Raw genomic sequence first — 23,301 nt, 5'->3', positions numbered from 1 at the left:
GTTTACACTGTAAACGGGTTGCGTTTTATTTAATTTTTTCAGCCACTCGCAGCACGGCGCTGCGCGACCTAACGTTTTCGGCAACTTCGTTGGCGGCTGCCTTTTGCGCTTTGCCCAAAGTTTTTAATCGTTTATTCAGTGCGCTTTCTGGCACCGGCAAACCTCTGGGTAACGAGTCGCCCTTTTCCTGGCGACGCATAAATTGTTTTACCAAGCGATCTTCTAAAGAATGGAAGCTAATGACCGATAACCTTCCACCCACTTGCAAAATATCCAACACGGAGTCCAAAGTCGCTTGCAAATCATCCAGCTCGCTATTCACCTGAATTCGAATCGCTTGAAACGCACGTGTGGCTGGATTTTTGCCTTTTTCCCAAGCTGGATTGGCTTCCGCCACAATTTTTGCCAGCTGCGCTGTGGTGGTGATGGGAGCCGTTTGCCGCTGGGTAACAATGGCCCTTGCCATGCGCTTAGCGAATCGCTCTTCTCCGTAATTTTTCAGCACCCAGACAATGTCTTCTTCGCGCGCGGTGTTAACCCAATCACTGGCGCTTTGCCCTTTACTGGTATCCATGCGCATATCCAACGGCCCATCGTGCTGAAAACTAAAGCCGCGTTCCGGTTGATCCAGCTGTGGCGACGACACCCCCAAGTCCAACAATACGCCCGCAACCTTACCCGTCATGGAGCGGGCCTCCACCAGCTGGGCCATTTCTGCAAAGGATGCGTGGGCTATCTCAAACCGGGACTCATCAGCAAACTGTTGCTGCGCCACCTCAATGGCTTGGGTGTCTTTATCGATGGCCAGCAATTTGCCCTGTGGCCCCAGCTTGGAAAGCACTAAGCGGGAGTGGCCGCCGCGGCCAAAGGTGCCATCGATATAAAAGCCGTTGGGGTCAACCAACAACCCTTCAACCGACTCATTCAACAGCACGGAATAGTGATCAACTTGGCTCATAGCGGTACCTTAGAAGGCTAAATTGGCCAGTTCTTCTGGCAATTCTTCGTCACTGACGTCTTCTTCTAGGAATTCATTGAAGAGCGTTTCACTCCAAATCTCTAAATTTTCCCCTTGGCCTATGACCATAAGCTTTTTATCATCCAGTCGAGCGTATGTTCGCAAGGTTGGCGGGATCAACATTCTGCCGTTGTCTTCGATTGTGACTTCGTTGGCGTAGCCCAACATAACCAGCTTGGTACGGCGCAGCATTTTGCTTTTGCGCGGTGGCAGCTTATTGATGGATTCAACTATCTCATCCCATTTAGGCTTGGGAAAGATCAGCAAACAATTGTCTTGTGTGGAGGCCGTTAACACGATGTGACCGTTACAAATTTCAGACAGCTGCTCACGAACACGCGTTGGGATCGCAATGCGCCCCTTAGCGTCCATCGTAATTGAGTGACTGCCTATAAACATTTTTCCACCGCTGGACCAGATAAGTACACTTGGGTGCACTTTCTTCCACTTAATTCCACTTCTTTGCAACTATAAGTGGGATCTGGTCAAAGTCAAGCTGAGGAAATTGGTTTAGTGCGTTGATCTACAAGGAAAAATTAGGATTTGGGGGGCAGAGCAGGAAATAGCGCCCAAATGGCAAATTGATCACCAAACAGACGAAAAAATAATATCGATGGAAAACAGCCAATTAGCCGACCTAGTGAGAAATCACTTTAGGTTTTAGACTGTTTTTTGATTAGTTGGCTGCCGCTTTAGACCGGATTGAAAAAATGTGTATTTTTTTTCGACCCGGTGGGCAATTTTAGAGATGAAAGCGGATATTCCGAACTTCGATGGGCCACAGAGGATGGGCCAGAATTCCACTTTGGCGATAATACGGCAAAGAAATCAGCGTAGATTACCACTTGTATAGTGATTACTAGCCCGGACTGGCCAATAAACCAACACCCAACCGTAGCTAGACAGCGCCCTCAATACTGGTGAGAGCAGCAAAAAAATTAGGTGAAGTCGACCTGTAAGCCGGGTTCTGTCGAGGACAATCATTCATCTGGGATGCTCGTCACCAAGCACCTCAAGCAACCTACCCGCCTTCAGTGCGGGTCACACCAATGAAGGCCTATTTGGTCTTGCTCCGAGCGGGGTTTACCGTGCCACAAACTGTTACCAGTTGCGCGGTGCGCTCTTACCGCACCCTTTCACCCTTACCGGTCACCAAGGTGACTTAGGCGGTCTACTCTCTGCTGCACTGGCCGTAGGCTTACGCCCCCCAGACGTTATCTGGCGCTCTACCCTATGGAGCCCGGACTTTCCTCCCTACCGCAAGCGGTAGCGCGATTGCCCAGTCGACTTCGCCAGCAAGGTTACAACAAAAAGAACCTACTGGGTACTATTCAAGATAGAAAACGGCGCAGACTTATTTTATAGGGCTCTTGTTAAGGGTTCCAGGCGGTGGGTTTAGCGATCGTTCTGATCCAACCCCCATTGATACAACTGGTTCTTTTTAAGACCGCAGTGCTCGGCCACGATAGCGGCGGCCTTTTTCAGCGGCAGGTGTGGCATTAATAGCCGCATAAGCTGCTGCGCCGCTGGGTCAATGTCTCGCTTTACAGGCTCAACGCCCGCCACCATAAGCACCATTTCGCCGCGCTGCTGATTACTGTCTGCGGTAACCTGGGACAATACCTCGGCTGCAGCCCCATCGATAAAGGTCTCAAAGGTTTTGCTGAGCTCCCGGGCTAGCACCACCCGGCGCTGACCGCCTAGCACCTGCTCGATATCCTGCAGACTGTCCACGACCCGATGGGGCGCCTCATAAAACAGCATCGTGGCGGTGCTATCTGCCAAGCTGTGCAGTACCTTTTGCCGCGCCACCTGCTTGGCGGGTAAAAATCCTTCAAACTGGAAGCGATCTGTGGGCAAACCGGAGGCGGACAGTGCAGCGATGAGTGCGCAGGCACCAGGAATAGGTATCACCACCACCCCTGCGGCCCGCGCCTCGGCCACCAATCGATAGCCTGGGTCCGAAATTAACGGAGTACCGGCATCGGAGATCAACGCCACCCGCTGACCGGACTGCAGCCGCTCGATAAGCTGGGCAGTGCGCTGGCCATCGTTGTGGTCGTGGTAGGCCACCATGGGCGTTTTTATCTTAAAGTGTGACAGCAGTCGGCTACTGTGACGGGTATCCTCCGCAGCAATGACATCTACGGTTTGTAGTGTTTCTACTGCGCGAGGTACCATATCGCCCAAATTGCCGATGGGGGTGGCAACGATGAACAGTTGTCCTTGACCCGAAGCGTGCGGCATAAAGTTTTACCTGGAATTCGATCTATGAAGTTGTTGAAATCGCCGCTGTACCGAGGCCTGGGCCTGGCCACCACCTTTACCTTGCTGGTTAGCTGCGGCAGCCAAATGACCCAAACGGGCAACAGCGCCCCTACGGTACTGGATAACACCCTGGAAAGCGCGGAAATACTGCTCACAGACGCCGCGACCTCTGCGCACCAGGGCGACCCTGCCAAAGCAGCGGCAACCCGCTTGGAAGCTGGCCACATACTGGTGAATATTGGCGAGCTCACCACGGCTGAGCGAGTGCTAAGCGACGTCCAAAGCGAACACCTGCAGCCCGAGCAACGGGTGGACTACGCCTTAACCTACAGCGACCTAGCGCTGTCACTGGGCGAGTACTATATCGCAAAACGGGTACTGGACGACCCTGCGGTGGCCGCAGCCCAGGATGTGATGACCACCGATCAAAAATATCACTGGCGGATCAACCGGGCGGGTACTTATACCTTAATTGGCGAGCCAGTGCTCGCCATCCGGGAACACCTGTCCATGACGCCCTACCTGGACGAAAACCAAAAGCAGGCCAATAACGATCAAATATGGCAATTACTGTTGAGCTTGCCCAGTGAAGCCCTGGATGCACTAGCCCAACGCGAGCCCAACAACATTTTGCGCGGCTGGTTCGCCCTGGCGTCCTTAAGCAAAAATAATCAAGCCAACCTGGAGCAACAACTCAAACAAGTTAGCCAATGGCAATTACAGTGGAGCAACCACCCAGCGGCGGTGTATCCGCCACAGGATTTACAACTGCTAGAGCAGCTCGTTAACAATCAGCCACAACAAATTGCGGTACTGCTACCTCTCACCGGCAAATTGGCCAACGCCGGTAAAGCGATCCGCGAAGGCATTATGGCCGCCTATTATTCAGCCGAGGCATCGGGCCAAAAAACGCCTGTAATTCGGGTTTACAACACCGATCAAGGCGAAATCCAAGCGCTCTACGATCAAGCTATTCTAGACGGGGCCGAAACGGTCATTGGACCCCTGCAAAAAGAGTTGCTGCAAAGCCTTAACGAGCGCCGCTACCTGCCAGTACCCACCCTGGCGCTGAACTATCTGTTAGAGCAAACCCAGCAAACCGAAAACCTCTTCCAATTCGGCCTAGCGCCAGAGGACGAAGCCAAACAAGTTGCCGAGCTGGCCTGGCGCGATGGCCACCGCCACGCCATGGTACTGTCATCTAACCGAGACTGGGGCCAGCGCTCCGCAGGGGCGTTTATCGAGGCCTGGAAGGCCCTGGGCGGCGATGTTACCGTGTACAGTGAGTTCTCTTTGCAGCGTGATTTTTCCGCTGTGGTAGAGCGCACGTTATTGGTAGACCGCAGCAAACAACGCGGCAGAAACATTGAAAACCTAATGGGCATCGATATGGTGACGCAACCGCGCAGCCGTGACGATATCGATGTTATTTTTATGGTGGCGCAACCTGAGGATGCGCGCCAGTTAAAGCCTACCTTGGCCTTCCACTACGCTGGAGATATTCCCGTGTATGCCACCAGCCACTTGTTCAACCCCGACGCCGACCGCTCTGCCAACAGCGACCTAAATGGCATTAGATTCCCGTCTATTCCGTGGAATTTTGGCTTTTCTAAAATCGAACATGACGAACTGGCCGAGCTGCTGCCGAATCTGCGCAGCCTGCAGAACTTGCAAGCCATGGGCGTTGACGCCTACCGCCTCTACCCGCGCCTTTTACAACTGCAACAGGTAGCGCAAGCACGTTATTACGGCGCCACCGGCGAGCTTTATCTCACCCCGGAAGGCCGCATAGCGCGCCACCAAGCCATCGCCGAAATGCGCTCGGGCCGGGCCACGTTGCTGCCCACGGCAGGCGACGACCTTGTCTCTAATTAAGCGTTTTGGCCTTAGGCGGAAAGCGCCAGTAGATACTGAAGTAGATACTATAAAAACCGGTGCACAGGCGGAGGAATTCGCCTGCCATTACCTTATTCGCCACAAACACACCATTGTGGATCGGAATTGGCGCTGCCGCCGAGGCGAAATCGATATTATCGCCAAAGCTCCCGACAGCTTAATCTTTGTTGAGGTAAAGTTTCGCAGCCGGCAAGATTACGGCACCGCCAGCGAAATGGTGTCGGCCAGCAAACAAGCCAAGCTTATTAATGCCGCGCAACATTACCTAGCGAAACATCCCCGCTACTTAAATCAGCCTTGCCGTTTTGATCTATTTGCGTTGCAATACGACACCAACCAAACCCTGCAAATTAATTGGCTCAAAAACGCATTCACAACGAGTTAATCTTGTTTTGCTTTAATGCTGGGGGAACCTCAGAATAACCTCGGATGACTTCTGGCTCCCAGAGCTTTTCGAGATCGAGGCAGCGTTTTGAAGGCATACTGGCCGTACGGCTGCGCGCCCCGGTCACAAAACGCTAACAAAGATATCGGAAAGCTCTGGAAGCCCCGTAGGGCGCGGCCTCAAAGCCCATCTGACTGCGTTGATTTTCTTGCTAAGGACGACGGCCATTAACTGCGAAAATCGCCTTGTCAGTTGAGCTTTGAGGACTCGCGCAGAAGCAACCGAGATTAATCAGAGGTTCCCTCATTGGCGGCCTTAGGCAAAATACGATTTGTAAAACTATGACCGATCACGACCCAGAAAACCTAGCCCTAGAAGAACGCGTAATTGAGCTATTTCATAAAAGCGTCGAAGCCAAAATGGTGTGCGGAGAAGAGCTGGCGCCAGCCTTGGTTGTTGCCAGCCAAATTGTCGTCAACGCCCTATTGCACGAACACAAAGTACTGGTGGCTGGCAACGGTATTTCAGCCGCCAACGCTCAAGTGCTGGTCAATGCCTTAGCCAACCGCTTTGAGCGTGAGCGCCCGGGCTTTGCTGCCTACGCTTTGGCCACCAACCCAACAGCCATTACCGCCTTTGCCAGCGACAACAGCTTTAACGATATCTACTCCAAACAAATTATGGCCTTGGGGCAAAGTGGTGATGTACTGGTGTTATTTACCACCAGCGGTAACCCGAGTAATTTGATACAAGCCGTGGCTGCGGCCCACGACCGAGAAATGTCAGTAATTGCCTTTACCGGCCGCGACGGTGGTAATATTCCCGCCCTCTTGGACAGCCATGACCTGGAACTTAGAGCCCCCATTGATTCGCGCAGCCGCATCCATGAGGTGCATTTACTGTCTACCTTTTGCCTGTGCGATTTAATCGACCACCAGTTGTTTGGCCCCATGGAAGAATAGAATTCCAACCCGATTTTGACCTTACCGAAGACCGAGAAATAACCTATGCGCCTTACGCAACTTGTGCACTTGCTCATCATTGGCCTCTTTACCTGGCAGCTGGCTGGCTGTACCGCCATCACCAGCGCCACCCACGATAAACCCATTACGCCAGACCCAACAAAACGCACCTTTGGCACCTATATAGACGACGAACGCCTAGAAACCATCGCCAAGGTCAACCTCAACAAAACCAGTGAGAGCCTTAAACAGGCGAAAATTTACATCACCGTGTATAACGGCGTTGCCCTGCTTACCGGCCAAGTAGCGTCCAACGAGCTGCGCTTACAAGCAGGCGATGTGGTACGCAAACTGGAGCGAGTACGCCAGGTTCATAACGAACTGGAGGTACGTAACAATAAATCTGTGTGGAAGGGACTGGCCGACTCTTGGATTAAAACCAAGGTCAACTCCAAGCTGATGGCTAACAAAGATGTGAAAAGCAGTCGAGTGAAAGTCATCATTGAAAACGGAACAGTGTTTTTGATGGGCATGATGGACCGGAAACAAGCCGAACGCATCAGCAACATCGCGGCTAACACTAAGCGAGTCACTCGAGTGGTGCGCGTGATTGAATATTTAGACTAATCAACCGGTTTAATGGCTGCTCTAATAGGACGGGCAGCCATATCCATTTGCCACGCTAAACTTGCATCCAAGCCCCTGCCCGACTACTGAGACTGCCGGTAATTACAATTTAGAGCCAGCAAAAGCTCGGTTCTGTTTCAACCATCTACACTGCATTCAATATTTCTACCCGTATTTGTGCAGATAATATGGGATTACCTGCCAACACCGTACACCTATCTATAAACACAATTGGAGTCTCCCATGGAAAGCAAGGCTCAACCCGCCAAACTAACGCCTAAGTTATTGTTCGTTTTTCTCACTCTCACATTCTTAGCGACAGAAGTCTGCTTAGCGCAATCGGCAGCAGAAACTTTGGCTATCTACCAGTGGTGGAACCCAGAAAGAATCGATAACTTTTCCACCACAGACCCTCGCTGGGCGGGAGAGCTTGGTAAGAAGCAGTCTGGTTATAGTCTTTTCCACATCGGCGGGCGACTTTGGTCACCCGAACGACCAGCCCCAGCAGGCACCATTCCCGTGTACAGCTGGTGGGATTCACAACGGCAGGACAATTTTATGACGTCCGACCCTCGGTGGCACGGCCAGCCTGGGGATAGGAAGCCACCCAATTATGGGTTTGTCCGCTTAGAAGGCTATATCGCTGACCCAGCAATGCCTCAGCCCGAGAACACCGTACCGGTTTACAGTTGGTGGAACAAAACGCGTAGCGATAATTATTGGACAACCGCCCCCGGCTGGGCCGGCAATATCGGAAGGATTCAGGATGGCTACCATCTATTTCGGCTTGAGGGGTACGCGCTTAAAGCTAGAGATAGCTCGACCAACAGCGCACCCGAAAGCCGAAGATTATCTATCAGCCATCCGCTTTTACCCGGTGTTGAGACCGTATACGCGCAGATTGCCGACGATGAAGCATTGGCCTACGGCGACGTTTTAGTTGGCACAATGGCTGATAGCAAACTAGTACCATTTACACCTACGCGATATTCCCAGTACCGAAACTTTAACAATTGTGGAGCCCAAAATTCTAATAACTCAGACATTGGTGGATCCTGCAACTCATTAGCCACTAAACCAAGCGCTGGTCTTTGGAGTGGCGGCATTGTGAATTGGTCATTTGATAATTGCCGAGCGAACCGAAGGGATTTGGACCTCAGATTCTCCATGACAAACGAAGAAAAGGAACGTATCCGCGCTGCGCTCAACAACATTGAAGCCAACACGGTGATAGATTTTCGCGAAATTTCTGGCCGAGATGAACGCGCCTTTCGCACACCAGAGCATTTGCTGAATTTTTGTTTTGACGAACTAGATTCAGCAGCGGGTGTGAGCCCACTGGGGTTTACCGGAGTAAGAGATCAAGATATTCGCTTCCAAGTTCTCGATAGATTTGGCAATTTGCGCAACCGATCTACTATTCCCAGAATAAGTTCTCGGGCGATCTACCATGAAGTATTCCACGCGTTAGGTGCAATTCACGAACACCAAAGACCAGATCGAGACTTAAACATTCGCGTCAACTTCGACAATATGGTGTCCGGCCCGATTGCAAGAGCTGCCATGGAAGTTATTCCGGGCGCAAGCACCATAACGCCCTATGACTTTGGTTCGATCATGCACTATTCGCCCACAGCCTTTGCGAGAGACGAAAGCACCCCAACCATTACGCGGCGTGATGGATCCGCACTCTCCACTGCCACCAGACCTTCTGCCGTGGACTATGATGGCATCAACCTACTTTATAGAGACATAGTGGATGGCGAGGTTCCGCCAATAACAGCGGTTCGCCAAATGACATTAACCATCAACGAGGTCGAGTCTCCAGATGAGGATGGTGGAGCGAAAACTGCTATCGATTTTTATGCCAAAGTTGAAATTGGCTCGAATTGGAACTGGCGCCCTGGTGACGGCGCGAACGATACCCAGCATAAAAAGTCAGGAACGGTGGAAGAGGACGACAATATTATCCACCCCAACTGGCAGTTTTCTACCCTCCTCCTAGCCGGCCAACCCTTGGGCAAAGCATCCGTTATCATTCGCGACGATGATGGATTATCCAGTAACGAACGAACCGACCAAACGGTGGATATCGCCGAGTACGTAAATCAGGGGCACGTGGAAATTTTAGTGGACGGCAATAGCAACCGAATCTATTTAGCCATGCCAAATGGCGAATTCGACGCCGATGAGTACCTAGGAGACATTGGTGACCCGATTCAACTTACCCGAGGCACCGAGGGCGAGATACGCGGAAGCATTACCTTTACCGTGGATATTCACGAAGTTGAATAAACTTGCTCTCAACTAAGCCTGAGAAAAAACACCCAGCTAAAATGCTGAGTGTTTTTTCGTAGCAGTGGTTTACTAACCAATGACTAATAATGACTAACGCGCTGTAATCTTTGTTAAGACGTAAACCATTGTTTTGGTTTAATCGCGCTCAACACCAACTGCGATACCTTCACCACCGCCGATACACAGGGTTCCGATACCTTTCTTCTTATCGTAGGTTTCCATTGCTGCCAGCAAGGTTACCAGGATACGCGCACCGGAAGCGCCAATGGGGTGACCCAGGGCACAAGCACCGCCATGAACGTTGACTTTATCGCGCGGCAAATCGAACTCTTTCATTGCTGCCATGGTAACAGTGGCGAAAGCTTCGTTGATTTCGAACAAATCTACATCACCAATAGACCAGCTTGCTTCTTCCAACACACCCTTGATTGCGCCTACCGGTGCCGTGGTAAACCACTCTGGCTCCTGCGAGTACTCTGCGCGGGCAGTTAACTTAGCGATGGGCTTAAGACCACGCTTGGCGGCTTCGCTCTCGGTCATTAATACCAAAGCGGCGGCACCATCGGAAATGGAGCTGGCGTTGGCGGCGGTTACCGTGCCATCTTTTTTGAACGCTGGGCGCAAGGCTGGGATTTTATCCGGGCGAGCGCTACCGGGCTGCTCATCAACGCTAACCACCACATCGCCCTTGCGGGTTTTAATGGTTACTGGCGCCATCTCACGATCGAACTTACCGGCCTCAATGGCGGCATTGGCCAAGCGCAGAGACTCAATGGCGTATTCATCTTGATCTTCACGGGTGAACGAATACTTTTCGACGCATTTCTCGGCAAATAGACCCATTGGGTTGCCCGCAAAGGCGTCTTGCAGACCATCGTACATCATGTGGTCCAACATCTCTGTGCTGCCTAAACGAACACCTTTACGAGCGGCTTTCATTACATGGGGTGCCGCAGACATGTTTTCCATACCACCGGCGACGACCACAGAAGCTCGGCCAGCTTGCAGTAAATCGGCGGCCATGCAGACGGTTTTCATACCGGAACCGCATACTTTGTTTACCGTGCTAACACCAACACCCAAGGGTAAATCTGCACCCAGCGCGGCTTGACGCGCAGGCGACTGACCCAGGCCTGCCGGCAGTACGCAGCCCATGTACACATAATCAACATCTCCGCCATCCACTTTTGCATCCGCCAACGCAGCTTTAATTGCAACACTGCCTAACTCGGTAGCGGGAACATCGCTGAGTGAACCTAACATGCCACCCATGGGGGTACGGGCCATGCCTACGATTACGACTGTCTCACTCATTATTGCCTCCAATTTGTTTAAAAAGGTTAAAACTTGTTGTAACGCTTGTAGGGTCGCTTATAAAAATTGATAGACTGCATAATTATCAAATGTTTCAACAACCAACGGTGCCAAGGTTGTTCGCACCGTGATCGTTCCCGTTTTACTGCAGCCAGCGTGCGTGGTAGGCGGTTTGGCTTGGCGGGTTATTGTGTTTTACATCGGTACCCCCTCATTATTATTTTTATTGAAAGGTTTTGTCTATGGCCGTATCCACCATTGTGACTATTGTCGTTATCATTGCTGCTTTCTTGTACGTAATCAGCATTTACAACCGGTTGGTAGCATTGAAGAACCGTTTCCAAAATGCATTTGCACAGATTGAAGTCCAACTAAAACGGCGTTATGACCTTATCCCAAACCTGGTTGAAACCGCCAAAGGCTACTTAAAGCACGAACGTGAAACCTTAGAAGCCGTGGTTAATGCTCGCAACACCGCCATGGCCGCCCTGGGTGCCGCCGCCAGTAACCCAGCCAATTCCGCCGCCGTTGCCGAGCTAGCCAGTGCCGAGGGTGCGCTCACCAGCGCCCTGGGAAAATTGAACGTGGTGGTGGAAGCTTACCCCGATTTGAAGGCCGACTCATCCATGACGCAATTGTCCGAAGAGTTGATCACCACGGAAAACAAAGTAGCGTTTGCGCGCCAAGCGTTTAACGATGCCGTTACCAACTACAACAGCTACAAGCAGAGCTTCCCCCCCATTGCCTTCGCCTCGCTGTTTGGCCACGCCGAAGACGCTACCCTACTGGAGTTTGAAGACAGCGCCGCTATTCAAGCCGCCCCCAAGGTAAGCTTCTGATCCCCACCAAAGCAAAGCCCAGGACGACACAGTGGACTTTTATCAACATCAGGACAGCGCCCGGCGCAACACGGCGCTGCTGATCGCCCTTTTCATTACCGCTGTTGTTGCGTTGATTATTGTCACCGTCGTTTTCACTACGGCGTTTGTGCACTACTTTCAACTTGGCTCCGGCATCCATCTAGAGGCCCATGAAACCGGCCGAAGCCTGTGGCAGGTCTGGCTCGGCAGAGTAAACCCAGAGCTGGTTTTGGGCGTTGCTGCAGTGGTGGTCGCCACGGTGTTTGTGGCCAGCCAATTTAAGGCCATGCAATTGCGCCGCGGCGGTGAGGCCGTTGCCGCCGCCATGGACGGAGAATTGCTCAACAGGGATTTAGCCACATCGCAGCAAAAGCTGTTGCTCAATGTGGTGGAGGAAATGGCCATCGCCTCGGGCATGCCGGTGCCGGCGGTGTATCTATTTGCCGAGCCCTCCATCAATGCCTTTGCTGCCGGCTACCGCCCCACGGACGCCGTGATTGGCATCACGCAAGGCGCACTGGACACGCTCACCAGAGAACAACTGCAAGGCGTAATCGCCCACGAATTCAGCCACATTTTGCACGGCGACATGCGCCTTAATATGCGGCTCATTAGCCTGCTCAGCGGCATCACCATCATCGGCACCGCCGGCCATATGCTGATGCGTAGCTCGCAATTTTCCTCCAGCCGCCGCTCGGATAATAAACGCGGTGCCGCCATGGCCTTTGGTTTGGGGTTGATGATTATCGGTTTTGCCGGCACGTTTTTTGGCAAGTTGATTATGGCCGCAACCAGCCGGCAACGAGAATTCCTAGCGGATGCTTCGGCTGTGCAGTACACCCGCAACCCCCAGGGTATTGCCGGCGCCCTGCAGGCCATTCAGAACAACGCCTATGGCAGTCAGTGGCAACACGCCAATGCAGCGGAGTTTAGCCACCTGTTTTTTGGCCAGGGCATGAGCGGCCTAATGAGCCGAGTATTTGCCACTCACCCTCCTTTGGCGCAACGTATACAACGCATTAGTCCCTTAATGGCACAAGGCAACCGGGGCCAAATTGCCAGCGCAGCGCAGCCTACTGAGCCAGTCTTGCCTGGCTATGGAGCGCAACCCGACCCTGCAACACGCCCCAGTGACGTGACGACATCAGCCTTCGCCGGGATCGATCCGTTGGCCGCTGGCATGATCACACCGGCCGCTATTTCAGCAGCCCAAACCCAACTGGCGGCAATGCCCGCTGCCATAGCACAACAAACCCGGGATATTTTTACCGCCCGCGCTTTTGTCTATGGCATGTTGCTCAACCCAATGACACCGGAGGAGCAAGCCTTTGCCCTGGAGCGCCTGGCCACCAAAAGCCACCCGGCGGTGTTCAAAAGGTTGCAAGCATCGCTGGCAACGGCACAAACGCTCAACCAACAGCAGCAGTGGTTGGCCCTACTCGAGAGCCTGCCCACGTTGAAACAATTGTCCCGGGATCAGCAGCGTATTTTCATTGCCAACGTCAAGTATTTGGTGGAGCACGATAAAAAAGTAACGCTGTTTGAATGGTGCATTTTTGAACTGGCGAAACAAACGTGTATGCCTGTAAACGTTAGTATCGTGCGCGAGCTCGCTTCATCCCATTTAACCAATGAGGTGTCTCAGTTGCTATCTTTCGTGGCGCACAGCAACTGGGTGGATTTAGGCACCGATGAGAAGCGCTTTATAGCCCTGTGCGCTCAGTACCCTAACCTTCGCTTAATTGACAAGTCGGCGTTAAACTTCCGCATATTATCCGCCTGCGTACGCCGCTTGCATCAACTGGCGCCCCTGGAAAAGCCCAAATTACTGAAAGCGGTCGTCACGTTGATGCAGGGCGATGGCCGGGTGTCTGATAACGAGATTATGCTGCTAAAAACTCTATCCCTGTGCTTAGACTGCCCTATGCCCGCCACCGAAGCCTAGCGAGCCTTACAATTGCAGGATAAAAACAAAAGCTACGCGCAAATAAAGCGCAAACAAAAAAACCCAGCACAAGGCTGGGTTTATTTGTAATGGCGGAGAGGGAGGGATTCGAACCCTCGATACCGGATTAGGGTATACTCCCTTAGCAGGGGAGCGCCTTCGGCCACTCGGCCACCTCTCCGAAAAGTGGCGGCATAATACCACAAACTCCGGAAATTCAAAGGCTTAAGTTGATTTACAGGCTGGCTTCTTAGGATAAAAGAGCCGCACTGACTAAACCTTAATCAACTGTGCGATTTAATCGGTCAATCGGTCAAAATCGGTACAGAGTGCTTAAGCCCTTAAGTTCTATTTGGTCTCTTGCTGCTCTTTTTCTCGCTGAATGCGTTGATAGATCTCTTCGCGGTGAACAGCGATTTCTTTCGGCGCATTAACACCGATGCGTACTTGGTTACCTTTCACGCCCAGCACGGTCACTGTGACTTCATCCCCGACCATTAAGGTTTCGCCAATACGACGGGTTAATATCAACATAGGTTGTCTCCTTATCTTCCTACTTGCACCAAAGGAAGCTGCGTTTGTCATCTATTAAACGAGCCACCCTTGTTGTTGCTATACACCCTACTTGGTATCCCGGTGCAACAAGAGTGAGGTTGTTACGATTTCGATTGATTTGCCAGAATCGGCGCCCAACTTTCATACTGTAAGCATAGGCGCAGATGCTAATAAATACCTGTAGTTCATGGCAGTTTGCGAAAATATTGTCAGTTAAAACAACACTAACGTACATCACCACCTATGAATACCATTGAATGGACTAAAAAATCCACTGCCACTACAAGAAAACCCTGTTATTGAGCAAAAAACCAACGGATAGGCTAATTTTCTTCTTGTGGTTGAGCGTCTAGACCAAACGCCGAGTGCAATGATCTCACTGCCAGCTCAAGGTAGCGCTCTTCGATAATCACGGCGATCTTGATTTCGGACGTGGTGATCATCTGTATATTGATGTTCTCATTGGCCAGGGCTGAGAACATGGTTGAAGCCACGCCAGCATGAGACCGCATTCCTACGCCAACGATCGATACCTTGGCGATTTTGGCGTCGCTTTTGATATCTTTGGCGCCAAGCTCATCACATACTACTTTTAGGATCGCTTTCGCTTTTTCAACGTCATTACGGTGAACAGTAAAAGTTAGATCGGTAGTGTTGTCGGCAGAGATGTTCTGCACAATAACATCCACTTCGATGTTGGCTTCGCCAATGGGCGCCAAGATACGCGCGGCAGCTCCGGGGGTGTCCGGTACACCGATCACGGTGACTTTGGCTTCGTCGCGATTAAATGCAATACCAGAAACAACGACTTGTTCCATACTGGCGTCATCCTCTTCTAAACTGATCAATGTGCCCGGGCCATCTTTAAAGCTGGATAGCACGCGCAGTGGTACGTTGTATTTACCGGCGAATTCTACCGAGCGGATTTGCAGAACCTTGGAGCCCTGGCTGGCCATCTCTAGCATTTCTTCGAAGGTGATTTTTTCTAATCGGCGAGCACCAGAAACCACGCGGGGGTCGGTGGTGTAGACGCCGTCAACGTCGGTATAAATCTGGCACTCGTCAGCTTTCAGGGCTGCTGCCAGGGCAACGCCGGTGGTATCGGAACCGCCACGGCCCAAGGTGGTAATGTTGCCGTCTTCGTCCACACCCTGGAACCCAGCCACCACTACCACACGGCCAGCGCTTAGGTCAGCACGCATATTGGACACATCGATATCTTGGATTCGGGCTTTGGTATGGGCGCTGTCGGTTAAAATTTTAACCTGCTGGCCGGTATAAGAACGGGCTTCTACCCCGCGCTTGTGCAACGCCATGCACAACAGTGCAATGGTCACTTGCTCGCCGGTGGAAACCAGGACGTCGAGCTCACGAGGAGTGGGATTGTCACTAATAGAAGATGCCAAACCCAACAGGCGATTGGTTTCGCCGCTCATGGCAGAAACCGCGATAACCATGTCGTGGCCTTCGGCTTTGAACTTGGTAATTTTATCGGCGACGGCTTCGATACGCTCTACTGTGCCTACCGATGTTCCGCCGTATTTTTGAACGAATAAACTCATTTGAGTATCTCAATTGCTGCGCGCCAGCGGCGTCGTTACCGCCGGTTTATAAAAATTTTGAGGCGCGCATTTAACACTAAAATGGCACAAAAGTTAAGCAGTTAGCCCAACTGCTCCGCCACCCAGCCAGAAACCTGGCTTAGCGCCTCTGGCAAGGCTGCGGCATTGGTGCCGCCACCGCGCGCCATGTCCGGGCGACCGCCACCCTTGCCATCCACCAACGGGGCGAAAAATTTCATTAAATCGCCAGCTTTAACTTGCTTGGTTAGTGCTTTGGAAACTCCGGCAATTAAGGTGATTTTTTCACCCTGCACCGACGCCAACAACACCACCGCCTGGCCCAGCTTGTCTTTTAATTTGTCCACCATCTCACCCAGAGATTTGTCATCCACCCCATCTAGGCTGGCGGCCAACACTTTGCAACCGGCCACGTCTTGGGCTTGATTGATAAGATCGTCACTGCTGGCGCTGGCCAGCTTGGCCTTGGCCTCTTGCAGTTGTTTCTCGGCGTCTTTCAACTCTTGGCGTAAACCGGCAACGCGGTCGACGACTTTCTCTGGTTTGGCTTTCAGCAGGTCACAAATCGCACCCAACTGTTGCTCTTGTTGGTCCACCAACTGCAGAGCATTTAAACCGGTAACGGCCTCGATACGGCGTACCCCAGCGGCCACACCGGATTCACTGATAATTTTAAACAGGCCAATATCGCCGGTGGCATTAACATGGGTACCGCCGCACAGCTCCACCGAGAAGTTGTCTTTACCCATGGCCAGTACGCGTACAGATTCGCCGTATTTTTCACCAAACAATGCCATTGCACCCATGTCCTGAGCGGTTTGCATATCGGTTTGGGTGGTGGCCACAGCGGTATTGGCCAACACCTGCTGGTTGACCATGGTCTCAATGGCTTTGATTTGCGCAGGTGTTACTGGCTCAAAGTGCGAAAAGTCAAAGCGCAGTTTAACCGAATCGTTAAGCGAGCCTTTCTGCGTTACGTGCTCACCCAATTCGGAACGCAGTGCTGCGTGCAACAGGTGAGTGGCCGAGTGATTGCGAGCGGTTTGGGCGCGCACTTCGCCGTCTACCTCGGCACTCACCGCCTGACCCACCGTGAGGCTGCCGGCCAACAATCTGCCGTGGTGTAAATGGTGTGCGCCCTGCTTAGTGCAGTCGGTCACTTCAAATACGTTATCGCCCGAGCGCAGGTAGCCGGTGTCGCCAATTTGGCCACCAGATTCGGCGTAAAACGGCGTATGGTTGAGTACGATGCAACCTTCCTGCTCGGCGATTAGGGTTTCTACCCGCTCGCTATCCACAATCAACGAGGTGATGCTGCCGGTTTCGGTTAGTCGGTCGTAACCCAAGAATTCCGTGGCGCCGTCTAGTTGTACCAGGCCGGAATAATCCACTTTAAAGTTACCTGCCGAGCGAGATTGCTCGCGCTGTTTTTCCATCAGCGCGTCGTAGCCGGCTTCGTCCACGGTGTAGCCGCGCTCGCGGGCAATATCGGCGGTCAAATCAAATGGGAAGCCGTAGGTGTCGTACAAGGTAAAAGCAACATCGCCGCTGATTTGTTTGTCTTTCACCTCGGCCAGGGCAGCTTCCAAAACGGCCATGCCCTTCTCTAAGGTTTTCGCAAACTGCTCTTCTTCGGCGGCAAATACTTTCTCCACCTGAGCCTTGGCTTTGGTGAGCTCTGGGTAGGCATCGCCCATTTCATACACCAGCGCCGAAACTAGCTTATGGAAGAAAGCGTCCTTCTGGCCCAGTTTGTGACCATGGCGAATGGCCCGGCGCATAATGCGACGCAGCACATAACCACGGCCCTCGTTGGAGGGCAGTACGCCATCCACCACCAAAAATGCACAGGAGCGTAGGTGGTCGGCGATGACGCGCAAGGACTTGTCTTCCAGGTCTTTGGCCTGGGTAACATCGGCCACGGCACGCAACAAATTTTGGAACAGATCGATTTCGTAGTTGGAGTGCACGCCCTGCATTACCGCAGCCACGCGCTCCAGGCCCATGCCAGTGTCCACGCTGGGCGCAGGCAGCGGCGCCATTTCGCCATCGGCGGAACGGTTGTATTGCATAAATACGATGTTCCAAATCTCAATGTAGCGGTCGCCGTCTTCCTCTGGGCTGCCGGGAGGGCCACCCCAGATATCCGAGCCGTGGTCGTAGAAAATTTCGGTACAGGGGCCGCAGGGGCCGGTATCGCCCATGGCCCAGAAGTTATCCGAGTTGTAGCGGCCACCTTTGTTATCGCCAATGCGGATGATGCGGTCTTTGGGCACCCCCACTTGCTCGGCCCAAATAGTGTAAGCCTCGTCGTCTTCCTCGTAGCACGTTACCCACAGCTTGTCTTTGGCGATGCCCATCCACTCTTTACTGGTTAAAAATTCCCAGGCAAAGTTAATGGCCTCTTGCTTAAAGTAGTCGCCAAAACTGAAGTTACCCAGCATTTCAAAGAAGGTGTGGTGGCGAGCGGTGTAGCCTACGTTTTCTAAATCGTTGTGTTTGCCACCGGCACGGACACAGCGCTGGGAGGTGGTGGCGCGGCTGTAGGAGCGCTTGTCTTCGCCCAAAAATACGTCTTTAAATTGCACCATGCCCGCGTTTGTGAACAGCAGGGTGGGGTCATTGCCAGGTACTAGACTGGAGGACGGCACTATTTCATGCTGTTTGGAGTTAAAAAACTGCAAAAAAGCTTGGCGAATATCGGCGCTTTTCATAAACCTTGTTTTACCAAATATAATGTCAATTTATCAGGGCTGGCACAGTGGCCTGGTAGACTCTGCTAGCGGTTAAACGAAGCAACAACCGGGCGACTTGAACGAACTAACGTGGAGATGGGCGAAATTTGCTATAAAACGCGACCCCATGCCCCACAAAGGGCGCACAGTATACCGATTAAGGGCTATGGGGGTAACACCTGTGTTGTATCTGTTGCTGGCTTCTGCCAGCACGAAACAGTTCAGACAGCAGAATAAGCCATCAGAATCCTAGACCATCGTCTTCTGTGTACTTTTTATTGCCTAGAATGTGCAGATGCAGGTGGAATACGGTTTGGCCGGCACCGGCACCGTTGTTGATGACTAATCGAAAGGCATCGTCCACCCCCAGTTCACGAGCAATGTCACCCGCAGTGACCATAAGCTTGCCCAATAGGGCCTGGTCTTCCGGAGTGGCGTCCACTAAACGCGGAATGGGCTTTTTAGGAATCAACAGCACGTGGGTCGGCGCTTTAGGCGCAATATCCTTGATGCAGATACAGTCGTCGTCTTCATACAGCTTTTCGGCAGGGATCTCGCCGTCGATGATTTTGCTAAACACGGTGGGTTCGGTCATGGCAGGCATCCTGTGGTCCGGCAGAGGCCCTAGGCCACTGCCTTTAGCTATTTGGTTTTGGCTCGGTGTGCGTCTTTTTCTTCGTCGCTTAGGCGGCGGGCCTCGGTTTCTAACATCACAGGAATGTCATCGCGGATGGGATAAGCCAGCCCGCTCTGCCAGCAGATAAGCTCCTGGGCCTCGGCGTTGTAGTCCAGTGGGCCTTTGCTCACTGGGCACACCAGAATGCTGAGCAGCTTTTTGTCGATCATTGTGTTACCTCTTGGGGTTTTGGCATGGGGCCAACCAGCAGTGTTGGGTCAACCCGCTTATTAAACCAGTTCATGCGCCAGTCTAGGTGGGGACCAGTGGCTCGCCCGGTGGCACCAACCTCGGCCACCTCGTCGCCGGCGGCAACGGTCTGGCCCGGCTCGACCAGTATCTTACTCAAATGCAAGAAAGAAGACGATAACCCCTGGCCGTGATCGATGATTAGGGTACCGCCGGAGAAGAACATGTCCGGATGGGCCAAACGCACCACACCACCGGCAGGGGCAACCACACGGGTACCGGTGGGCTTGGCCACATCCACGCCATAGTGCGGCCGCTTAGGCACACCGTTGTAAATGCGTTGGCTGCCATACACACCGCTGATAGGCCCGATTAACGGCCACTGAAATTCAGCACGGTAGTATTGCAGGTCTGAGTCGTGATCCCGGGCGCGCCAAGCCGCGGCGGCTTCTTTGCGCGAGCGCGCCACCTGTTCTGGGTTAGGCGTTACCGTGGATTGCGGCACGCCATCCACCCGCTGCAGTTTGTACTCACGCAGGCTAACGTCAAAGCGGTGCACCTTCGCTTCGGTTTCCCCGGGCTGGGTAACCGAAACCGCAATTTGTTTACCCTCGTCGCGGTCCAAGCCGATGACAAAATAGCCTTCATCGGAAACGCTCACCTCGCGCTTAGCAAATCGTACCGCCGAGCCCGGCGCAACCTGGCCAACTAAAATGGCGCCTTGCTGCACCGTGCGATCAAATTCTAAGGCATGACTTAGCGGCGCTGCGCACAGGGCTAACGCGGCAGCGGTACGTGCGATGGATTTAACGAGAGAAGGTAACGTTGAAACCAACCTGGTTGCGAGGGTAGAAAATCGATTGCTTTTAACAGAAGGGATAAACGCCAAAATAGTTGCCTCTTATTTTCAGAAATAAACCAGCGGCCCGCAGGCCGCTGGGAGGATTTTATTTTGGCTAATTCTTACATGTTCGGATAATTAGGGCCACCGGCGCCTTCAGGCACAACCCACACAATGTTCTGGGTTGGGTCTTTGATGTCGCAGGTTTTACAATGTACGCAGTTTTGCGCGTTAATTTGCAAACGCGGATCTTCGCTGCCCTCTTGCACAATCTCGTAAACCCCCGCCGGGCAATAACGTTGCTCTGGAGCATCGTATTTGGCCAGGTTAATGGCAATGGGCACGCTGTTGTCTTTCAACGTTAGGTGGCAAGGCTGATCTTCCTCGTGGTTGGTGTTGGATAAAAACACCGACGACAGTTTATCAAAGCTCAGCTTGTTATCCGGTTTGGGGTAATCGATTTTGGCGCACTCGGATGCCGGTTTTAGCATCTCGTTATCTTTGTGCTCATCTTTAAGGGTAAAGGGCAATTTACCTTTGAAAATGTTTTGATCCAAAAAGTTAAAGGCGCCGCCAATCCATGGGCCCCACTTGTGCACTGCTGGGCCAAAGTTGCGATCTTTAAATAAATCGTCGTACACCCAGGAGTTTTTAAACTTATCTGCATAGGCGGTTAGGTCTTTACTGCCTTCGTCACCGGCGGCCAGGGCTTCAAAAATTGTCTCAGCGGCCAACATGCCGGATTTCATGGCGGTGTGGGTGCCCTTAATTTTTGAAAACACCAGAGTGCCAGCATCACAACCCACTAAAAATGCGCCGGGCATTGTCATTTTAGGCAGAGCGTTTAAACCGCCTTTGACCACCGCTCGGGCACCATAGGAAATGCGTTTGCCACCCTCTAAATACTTGGCCAGCTCTGGGTGGTGCTTCAGGCGCTGAAATTCATCAAACGGGCTAACGTGTGGGTTGCTGTAGTTAAGGTCGGTAATTAACCCCACAGAAACCTGGTTGTTGTCGGTGTGGTAGAGGAAAAACCCACCGGTGGTGGCCGACTCGCTTAAGGGCCAACCTAAACCGTGCACCACCAAACCAGGCTTGTGTTTTGCCGGGTCAATGTCCCACAGTTCTTTAATACCAATGCCATAATGCTGGGGCGTTTTACCTTCGTTGAGGTTAAAGCGCTCGATTAACTCTTTGCCCAGGTGGCCTCGGCAGCCTTCACAGAAAATAGTGTATTTGCCGTGCAGTTCCATGCCAGGCATGTAGGAGTCTTTTTGTTCGCCATTGTGGCCCACGCCCATATCACCGGTGGCCACACCTTTTACGCTACCGTCTTCGTGGTAAAGCACTTCTGCGGCGGCAAAGCCTGGGAAAATTTCAATTTCCATGGCCTCGGCCTGTTCGGCCAACCAGCGGCAAACGTTGCCTAGGCTCACAATGTAATTGCCATCATTGTGCATAGGAGCAGGCACAAAAGCATTTGGCATTTTTAGGGATTTTTCAGGCGATGTTAAAAACAGAACGTCGTCGCCGGTAACTTCAGTATTTAATGGCGCGCCCTTTTCTTTCCAATCGGGGATCAGTTCATTCAGCGCACGCGGCTCTATGACCGCACCAGAAAGAATGTGGGCACCTACCTCGGAGCCCTTTTCCAACACCACAATAGAGATCTCTTGTCCGGCTTCATTCGCCAGTTGGCGCAACCGGATTGCCGTTGCTAAACCGGACGGGCCGGCACCAACAACGACAACATCATACTCCATGGCTTCACGTTCCATAGTACTAACCTGCTTTTAGTTTTAATGTTCTACAGACCAAAACAATAATCACGTTTACGGTGAATTGTACGGTCACATAAGGGCTGCACTTCGCCCCAAAATCTTACTACGTTTGGGATTACACGGCGGCCTTAGTTTAATGCCAAGTTTGCCAAGGTCAATGACCCGACGCGACGCGAAAATGGACGTTTTCGGTCATGTGTGGACTTATTCGGACGGCCGAAGGCTTAGACCGATTGATTGTGCAAATTAACTCTGGCTATGGTTATCAGCCCGACTTTGGCTGCGAAATAACGCTGGTGACGTAGCGTAATAGCCACGAAACGCCCGGTAAAAATTGTTCTCTTGGGCATAGCCTAAAAGATAGGCAATTTCCTGCATAGACAACCCCGTGTTGAGCAGATATTGCGCCGCCAGCTCCATACGCACTTGCGTACAAATCTGTCTAAAACTGGCTCCCGCTGCGGCCAAGTGGCGCCTTAAACTACGCTCGGATACCGCCATCATACGGGCGGTTTTGGCCATATCAAAGGCACACTCCACGCTGCGCTCTAACAGCAGCGTTTTCACTTCTTTTACTAAGTCTGCCTTAGACAGCGCCAATGTTCTACGCACCCGGGCCGGTGTAGCTCGCCATTGCTCGCTTTGACTAGCCAACTGGGTAGCCACATGCAGCCACTGGGCGGGGATTGCCAACATAGAAAAATCCTGGTCGAACACGACCTTGCAACCCAAAAACTGCTGGTATTGGCCGGCGTAACTCGGCTGTGCATAGGTGAAGTGGGCAAAGCTGGCGCATGCGGCTAAGCCGTCTGGCATGCGCGACTGAATCAGTTGCCACAGGGTCAGCAGTGAATCTTCTATCAGCACCCGATAAAACTCCACACCTCGGGGCTGTATTTGGCAGCGAATCAAGGCCTGTTCGCGCCCCACTTTGATCTGCAATCGCACGTAGGGATGCTGCCATTCCACTATATGCATCAGCATTTCCAAGCTCTGCCCCAGCGTGCCGCCAGACCACACTGCGTAGCCCAAAGCCCCATATTCACGTATGCGAATCTCTCTGGCCATGCGCACGACTATGTCCGGCGCGTGATGGGTGGCGATATGCGTGAGCAATCGATAGTAGTCACTAAAGGTTAAGCAATCCGGTTTCTGCCGCCAATCCGAGGCAATACCTGCCGCGGCGGCCAGCCTGGCAGTATCCAAGTGATTAAAATCCCTCAACAACACCGAATGCAGACGCTCCACCTGGGTTTTAATCATCGGTTGAAATGTAGAATTCATCGATCGGTAGCCTATCTAAAGCAGTAGATTTGGCCGATATTACTCATTAATTGGCCTAAAATGCTAGTCATAGGCAGAGGAATTAGG

Annotated in this window: 19 protein-coding genes, 1 tRNA gene and 1 other RNA gene; 7 read left to right on the top strand and 14 right to left on the bottom strand. The window is 52.3% G+C overall.

The genetic code is table 11. The annotated features are described in order from the left end of the window. Nucleotides 1–25: 25 nt before the first annotated feature. From rsmH to rsmI, 4 genes are all read right to left on the bottom strand, one after another. Entirely contained in the window at nucleotides 26–958 is a 933-nt protein-coding gene (rsmH, locus tag ACGHM3_RS07080) for a 16S rRNA (cytosine(1402)-N(4))-methyltransferase RsmH (protein WP_345417377.1), read from the bottom strand. Nucleotides 959–967: 9 nt separating this feature from the next. Next, nucleotides 968–1,417 carry a division/cell wall cluster transcriptional repressor MraZ gene (mraZ, locus tag ACGHM3_RS07075; protein WP_345417374.1) on the bottom strand — a complete coding sequence of 150 codons (450 nt, stop codon included), beginning with the start codon at nucleotides 1,415–1,417 and terminating at the stop codon, nucleotides 968–970. A 541-nt stretch (nucleotides 1,418–1,958) separates the two neighbouring features. After that, nucleotides 1,959–2,309, bottom strand: an RNA gene (gene rnpB / locus ACGHM3_RS07070) — RNase P RNA component class A. A 104-nt stretch (nucleotides 2,310–2,413) separates the two neighbouring features. Next, nucleotides 2,414–3,265, bottom strand: a complete 852-nt coding sequence (gene rsmI / locus ACGHM3_RS07065) for a 16S rRNA (cytidine(1402)-2'-O)-methyltransferase (protein WP_345417371.1) — start codon at nucleotides 3,263–3,265, stop codon at nucleotides 2,414–2,416. A gap of 24 nt (nucleotides 3,266–3,289) precedes the next feature. Here rsmI and ACGHM3_RS07060 point away from each other — a divergent pair, with 24 nt between their 5' ends. The 5 genes from ACGHM3_RS07060 (at nucleotide 3,290) to ACGHM3_RS07040 (ending at nucleotide 9,451) form a co-directional block, all read left to right on the top strand. Next, the gene (locus ACGHM3_RS07060; protein ID WP_345417368.1) at nucleotides 3,290–5,161 is read left to right on the top strand and encodes a penicillin-binding protein activator; all 1,872 of its coding nucleotides are present in this window, start codon (nucleotides 3,290–3,292) and stop codon (nucleotides 5,159–5,161) included. Beyond that, complete coding sequence (locus tag ACGHM3_RS07055; protein ID WP_345417365.1) at nucleotides 5,148–5,567, top strand: YraN family protein; 420 nt, start codon at nucleotides 5,148–5,150, stop codon at nucleotides 5,565–5,567. The genes ACGHM3_RS07060 and ACGHM3_RS07055 overlap by 14 nt, the downstream gene beginning before the upstream one ends. A gap of 341 nt (nucleotides 5,568–5,908) precedes the next feature. Then, nucleotides 5,909–6,529, top strand: coding sequence for an SIS domain-containing protein (locus ACGHM3_RS07050; RefSeq protein WP_345417363.1), 621 nt, complete (start codon nucleotides 5,909–5,911; stop codon nucleotides 6,527–6,529). Between the two features lie 45 nt (nucleotides 6,530–6,574). Continuing rightward, the gene (locus ACGHM3_RS07045) at nucleotides 6,575–7,156 is read left to right on the top strand and encodes a BON domain-containing protein (protein WP_345417361.1); all 582 of its coding nucleotides are present in this window, start codon (nucleotides 6,575–6,577) and stop codon (nucleotides 7,154–7,156) included. A gap of 243 nt (nucleotides 7,157–7,399) precedes the next feature. Next, on the top strand, nucleotides 7,400–9,451 hold the full coding sequence (locus tag ACGHM3_RS07040) for a M12 family metallopeptidase (RefSeq protein WP_345417358.1): 2,052 nt from the start codon (nucleotides 7,400–7,402) through the stop codon (nucleotides 9,449–9,451). A 138-nt stretch (nucleotides 9,452–9,589) separates the two neighbouring features. Here the strand turns inward: ACGHM3_RS07040 and ACGHM3_RS07035 are convergent, their stop codons facing one another. After that, nucleotides 9,590–10,771 (bottom strand): acetyl-CoA C-acyltransferase, encoded by a 1,182-nt coding sequence (locus ACGHM3_RS07035; protein WP_345419128.1) that lies wholly within the window; start codon nucleotides 10,769–10,771, stop codon nucleotides 9,590–9,592. 239 nt (nucleotides 10,772–11,010) lie between these two features. On the opposite strand from ACGHM3_RS07035, the gene ACGHM3_RS07030 reads away from it, so the two are divergent. Both ACGHM3_RS07030 and ACGHM3_RS07025 read left to right on the top strand, forming a co-directional pair. Continuing rightward, the gene (locus ACGHM3_RS07030; RefSeq protein WP_345417355.1) at nucleotides 11,011–11,607 is read left to right on the top strand and encodes a LemA family protein; all 597 of its coding nucleotides are present in this window, start codon (nucleotides 11,011–11,013) and stop codon (nucleotides 11,605–11,607) included. A 31-nt stretch (nucleotides 11,608–11,638) separates the two neighbouring features. Next, nucleotides 11,639–13,573: a M48 family metallopeptidase gene (locus ACGHM3_RS07025; RefSeq protein ID WP_345417352.1), complete on the top strand. Its 1,935-nt coding sequence runs from the start codon at nucleotides 11,639–11,641 to the stop codon at nucleotides 13,571–13,573. 90 nt (nucleotides 13,574–13,663) lie between these two features. On the opposite strand, the gene ACGHM3_RS07020 is transcribed toward ACGHM3_RS07025, so the two are convergent. From ACGHM3_RS07020 to ACGHM3_RS06980, 9 genes are all read right to left on the bottom strand, one after another. Further along, a tRNA-Ser gene (locus tag ACGHM3_RS07020) sits at nucleotides 13,664–13,754 on the bottom strand. Nucleotides 13,755–13,921: 167 nt separating this feature from the next. Beyond that, nucleotides 13,922–14,107 carry a carbon storage regulator CsrA gene (gene csrA / locus ACGHM3_RS07015; RefSeq protein WP_345417349.1) on the bottom strand — a complete coding sequence of 62 codons (186 nt, stop codon included), beginning with the start codon at nucleotides 14,105–14,107 and terminating at the stop codon, nucleotides 13,922–13,924. Nucleotides 14,108–14,451: 344 nt separating this feature from the next. Next, complete coding sequence (locus ACGHM3_RS07010) at nucleotides 14,452–15,690, bottom strand: aspartate kinase (protein ID WP_345417346.1); 1,239 nt, start codon at nucleotides 15,688–15,690, stop codon at nucleotides 14,452–14,454. 101 nt (nucleotides 15,691–15,791) lie between these two features. Next, nucleotides 15,792–18,422: an alanine--tRNA ligase gene (gene alaS, locus ACGHM3_RS07005; RefSeq protein ID WP_345417343.1), complete on the bottom strand. Its 2,631-nt coding sequence runs from the start codon at nucleotides 18,420–18,422 to the stop codon at nucleotides 15,792–15,794. A gap of 262 nt (nucleotides 18,423–18,684) precedes the next feature. Next, nucleotides 18,685–19,038, bottom strand: a complete 354-nt coding sequence (locus ACGHM3_RS07000; RefSeq protein WP_345417340.1) for a histidine triad nucleotide-binding protein — start codon at nucleotides 19,036–19,038, stop codon at nucleotides 18,685–18,687. A gap of 47 nt (nucleotides 19,039–19,085) precedes the next feature. Beyond that, nucleotides 19,086–19,286 carry a Trm112 family protein gene (locus ACGHM3_RS06995; protein ID WP_345419126.1) on the bottom strand — a complete coding sequence of 67 codons (201 nt, stop codon included), beginning with the start codon at nucleotides 19,284–19,286 and terminating at the stop codon, nucleotides 19,086–19,088. Beyond that, on the bottom strand, nucleotides 19,286–20,197 hold the full coding sequence (locus tag ACGHM3_RS06990) for a M23 family metallopeptidase (protein WP_345417337.1): 912 nt from the start codon (nucleotides 20,195–20,197) through the stop codon (nucleotides 19,286–19,288). The genes ACGHM3_RS06995 and ACGHM3_RS06990 overlap by 1 nt, the downstream gene beginning before the upstream one ends. 74 nt (nucleotides 20,198–20,271) lie before the next feature. Beyond that, nucleotides 20,272–21,927 carry an electron transfer flavoprotein-ubiquinone oxidoreductase gene (locus ACGHM3_RS06985; protein WP_345417334.1) on the bottom strand — a complete coding sequence of 552 codons (1,656 nt, stop codon included), beginning with the start codon at nucleotides 21,925–21,927 and terminating at the stop codon, nucleotides 20,272–20,274. 249 nt (nucleotides 21,928–22,176) lie between these two features. Continuing rightward, nucleotides 22,177–23,214, bottom strand: a complete 1,038-nt coding sequence (locus ACGHM3_RS06980; protein WP_345417332.1) for an AraC family transcriptional regulator ligand-binding domain-containing protein — start codon at nucleotides 23,212–23,214, stop codon at nucleotides 22,177–22,179. Nucleotides 23,215–23,301: the final 87 nt, after the last annotated feature.

The organism is Halioxenophilus aromaticivorans, assembly GCF_042850945.1.
GTDB lineage: Bacteria > Pseudomonadota > Gammaproteobacteria > Pseudomonadales > Cellvibrionaceae > Halioxenophilus > Halioxenophilus aromaticivorans.
The sequence above is the reverse complement of the archived record's forward strand: the minus strand, read 5'-3'. Positions and strand labels throughout refer to the sequence as shown.

Coding starts and splice junctions, on each gene's coding strand:
- ACGHM3_RS07040 (WP_345417358.1), top strand. CDS start 7,400: ATGGAAAGCAAGGCTCAACCCGCCAAACTAACGCCTAAGTTATTGTTC.
- ACGHM3_RS07060 (WP_345417368.1), top strand. CDS start 3,290: ATGAAGTTGTTGAAATCGCCGCTGTACCGAGGCCTGGGCCTGGCCACC.
- ACGHM3_RS07045 (WP_345417361.1), top strand. CDS start 6,575: ATGCGCCTTACGCAACTTGTGCACTTGCTCATCATTGGCCTCTTTACC.
- ACGHM3_RS06980 (WP_345417332.1), bottom strand. CDS start 23,214: ATGAATTCTACATTTCAACCGATGATTAAAACCCAGGTGGAGCGTCTG.
- ACGHM3_RS07050 (WP_345417363.1), top strand. CDS start 5,909: ATGACCGATCACGACCCAGAAAACCTAGCCCTAGAAGAACGCGTAATT.
- csrA (WP_345417349.1), bottom strand. CDS start 14,107: ATGTTGATATTAACCCGTCGTATTGGCGAAACCTTAATGGTCGGGGAT.
- mraZ (WP_345417374.1), bottom strand. CDS start 1,417: ATGTTTATAGGCAGTCACTCAATTACGATGGACGCTAAGGGGCGCATT.
- rsmH (WP_345417377.1), bottom strand. CDS start 958: ATGAGCCAAGTTGATCACTATTCCGTGCTGTTGAATGAGTCGGTTGAA.
- ACGHM3_RS07030 (WP_345417355.1), top strand. CDS start 11,011: ATGGCCGTATCCACCATTGTGACTATTGTCGTTATCATTGCTGCTTTC.
- ACGHM3_RS07010 (WP_345417346.1), bottom strand. CDS start 15,690: ATGAGTTTATTCGTTCAAAAATACGGCGGAACATCGGTAGGCACAGTA.
- rsmI (WP_345417371.1), bottom strand. CDS start 3,265: ATGCCGCACGCTTCGGGTCAAGGACAACTGTTCATCGTTGCCACCCCC.
- ACGHM3_RS06985 (WP_345417334.1), bottom strand. CDS start 21,927: ATGGAACGTGAAGCCATGGAGTATGATGTTGTCGTTGTTGGTGCCGGC.
- alaS (WP_345417343.1), bottom strand. CDS start 18,422: ATGAAAAGCGCCGATATTCGCCAAGCTTTTTTGCAGTTTTTTAACTCC.
- ACGHM3_RS07000 (WP_345417340.1), bottom strand. CDS start 19,038: ATGACCGAACCCACCGTGTTTAGCAAAATCATCGACGGCGAGATCCCT.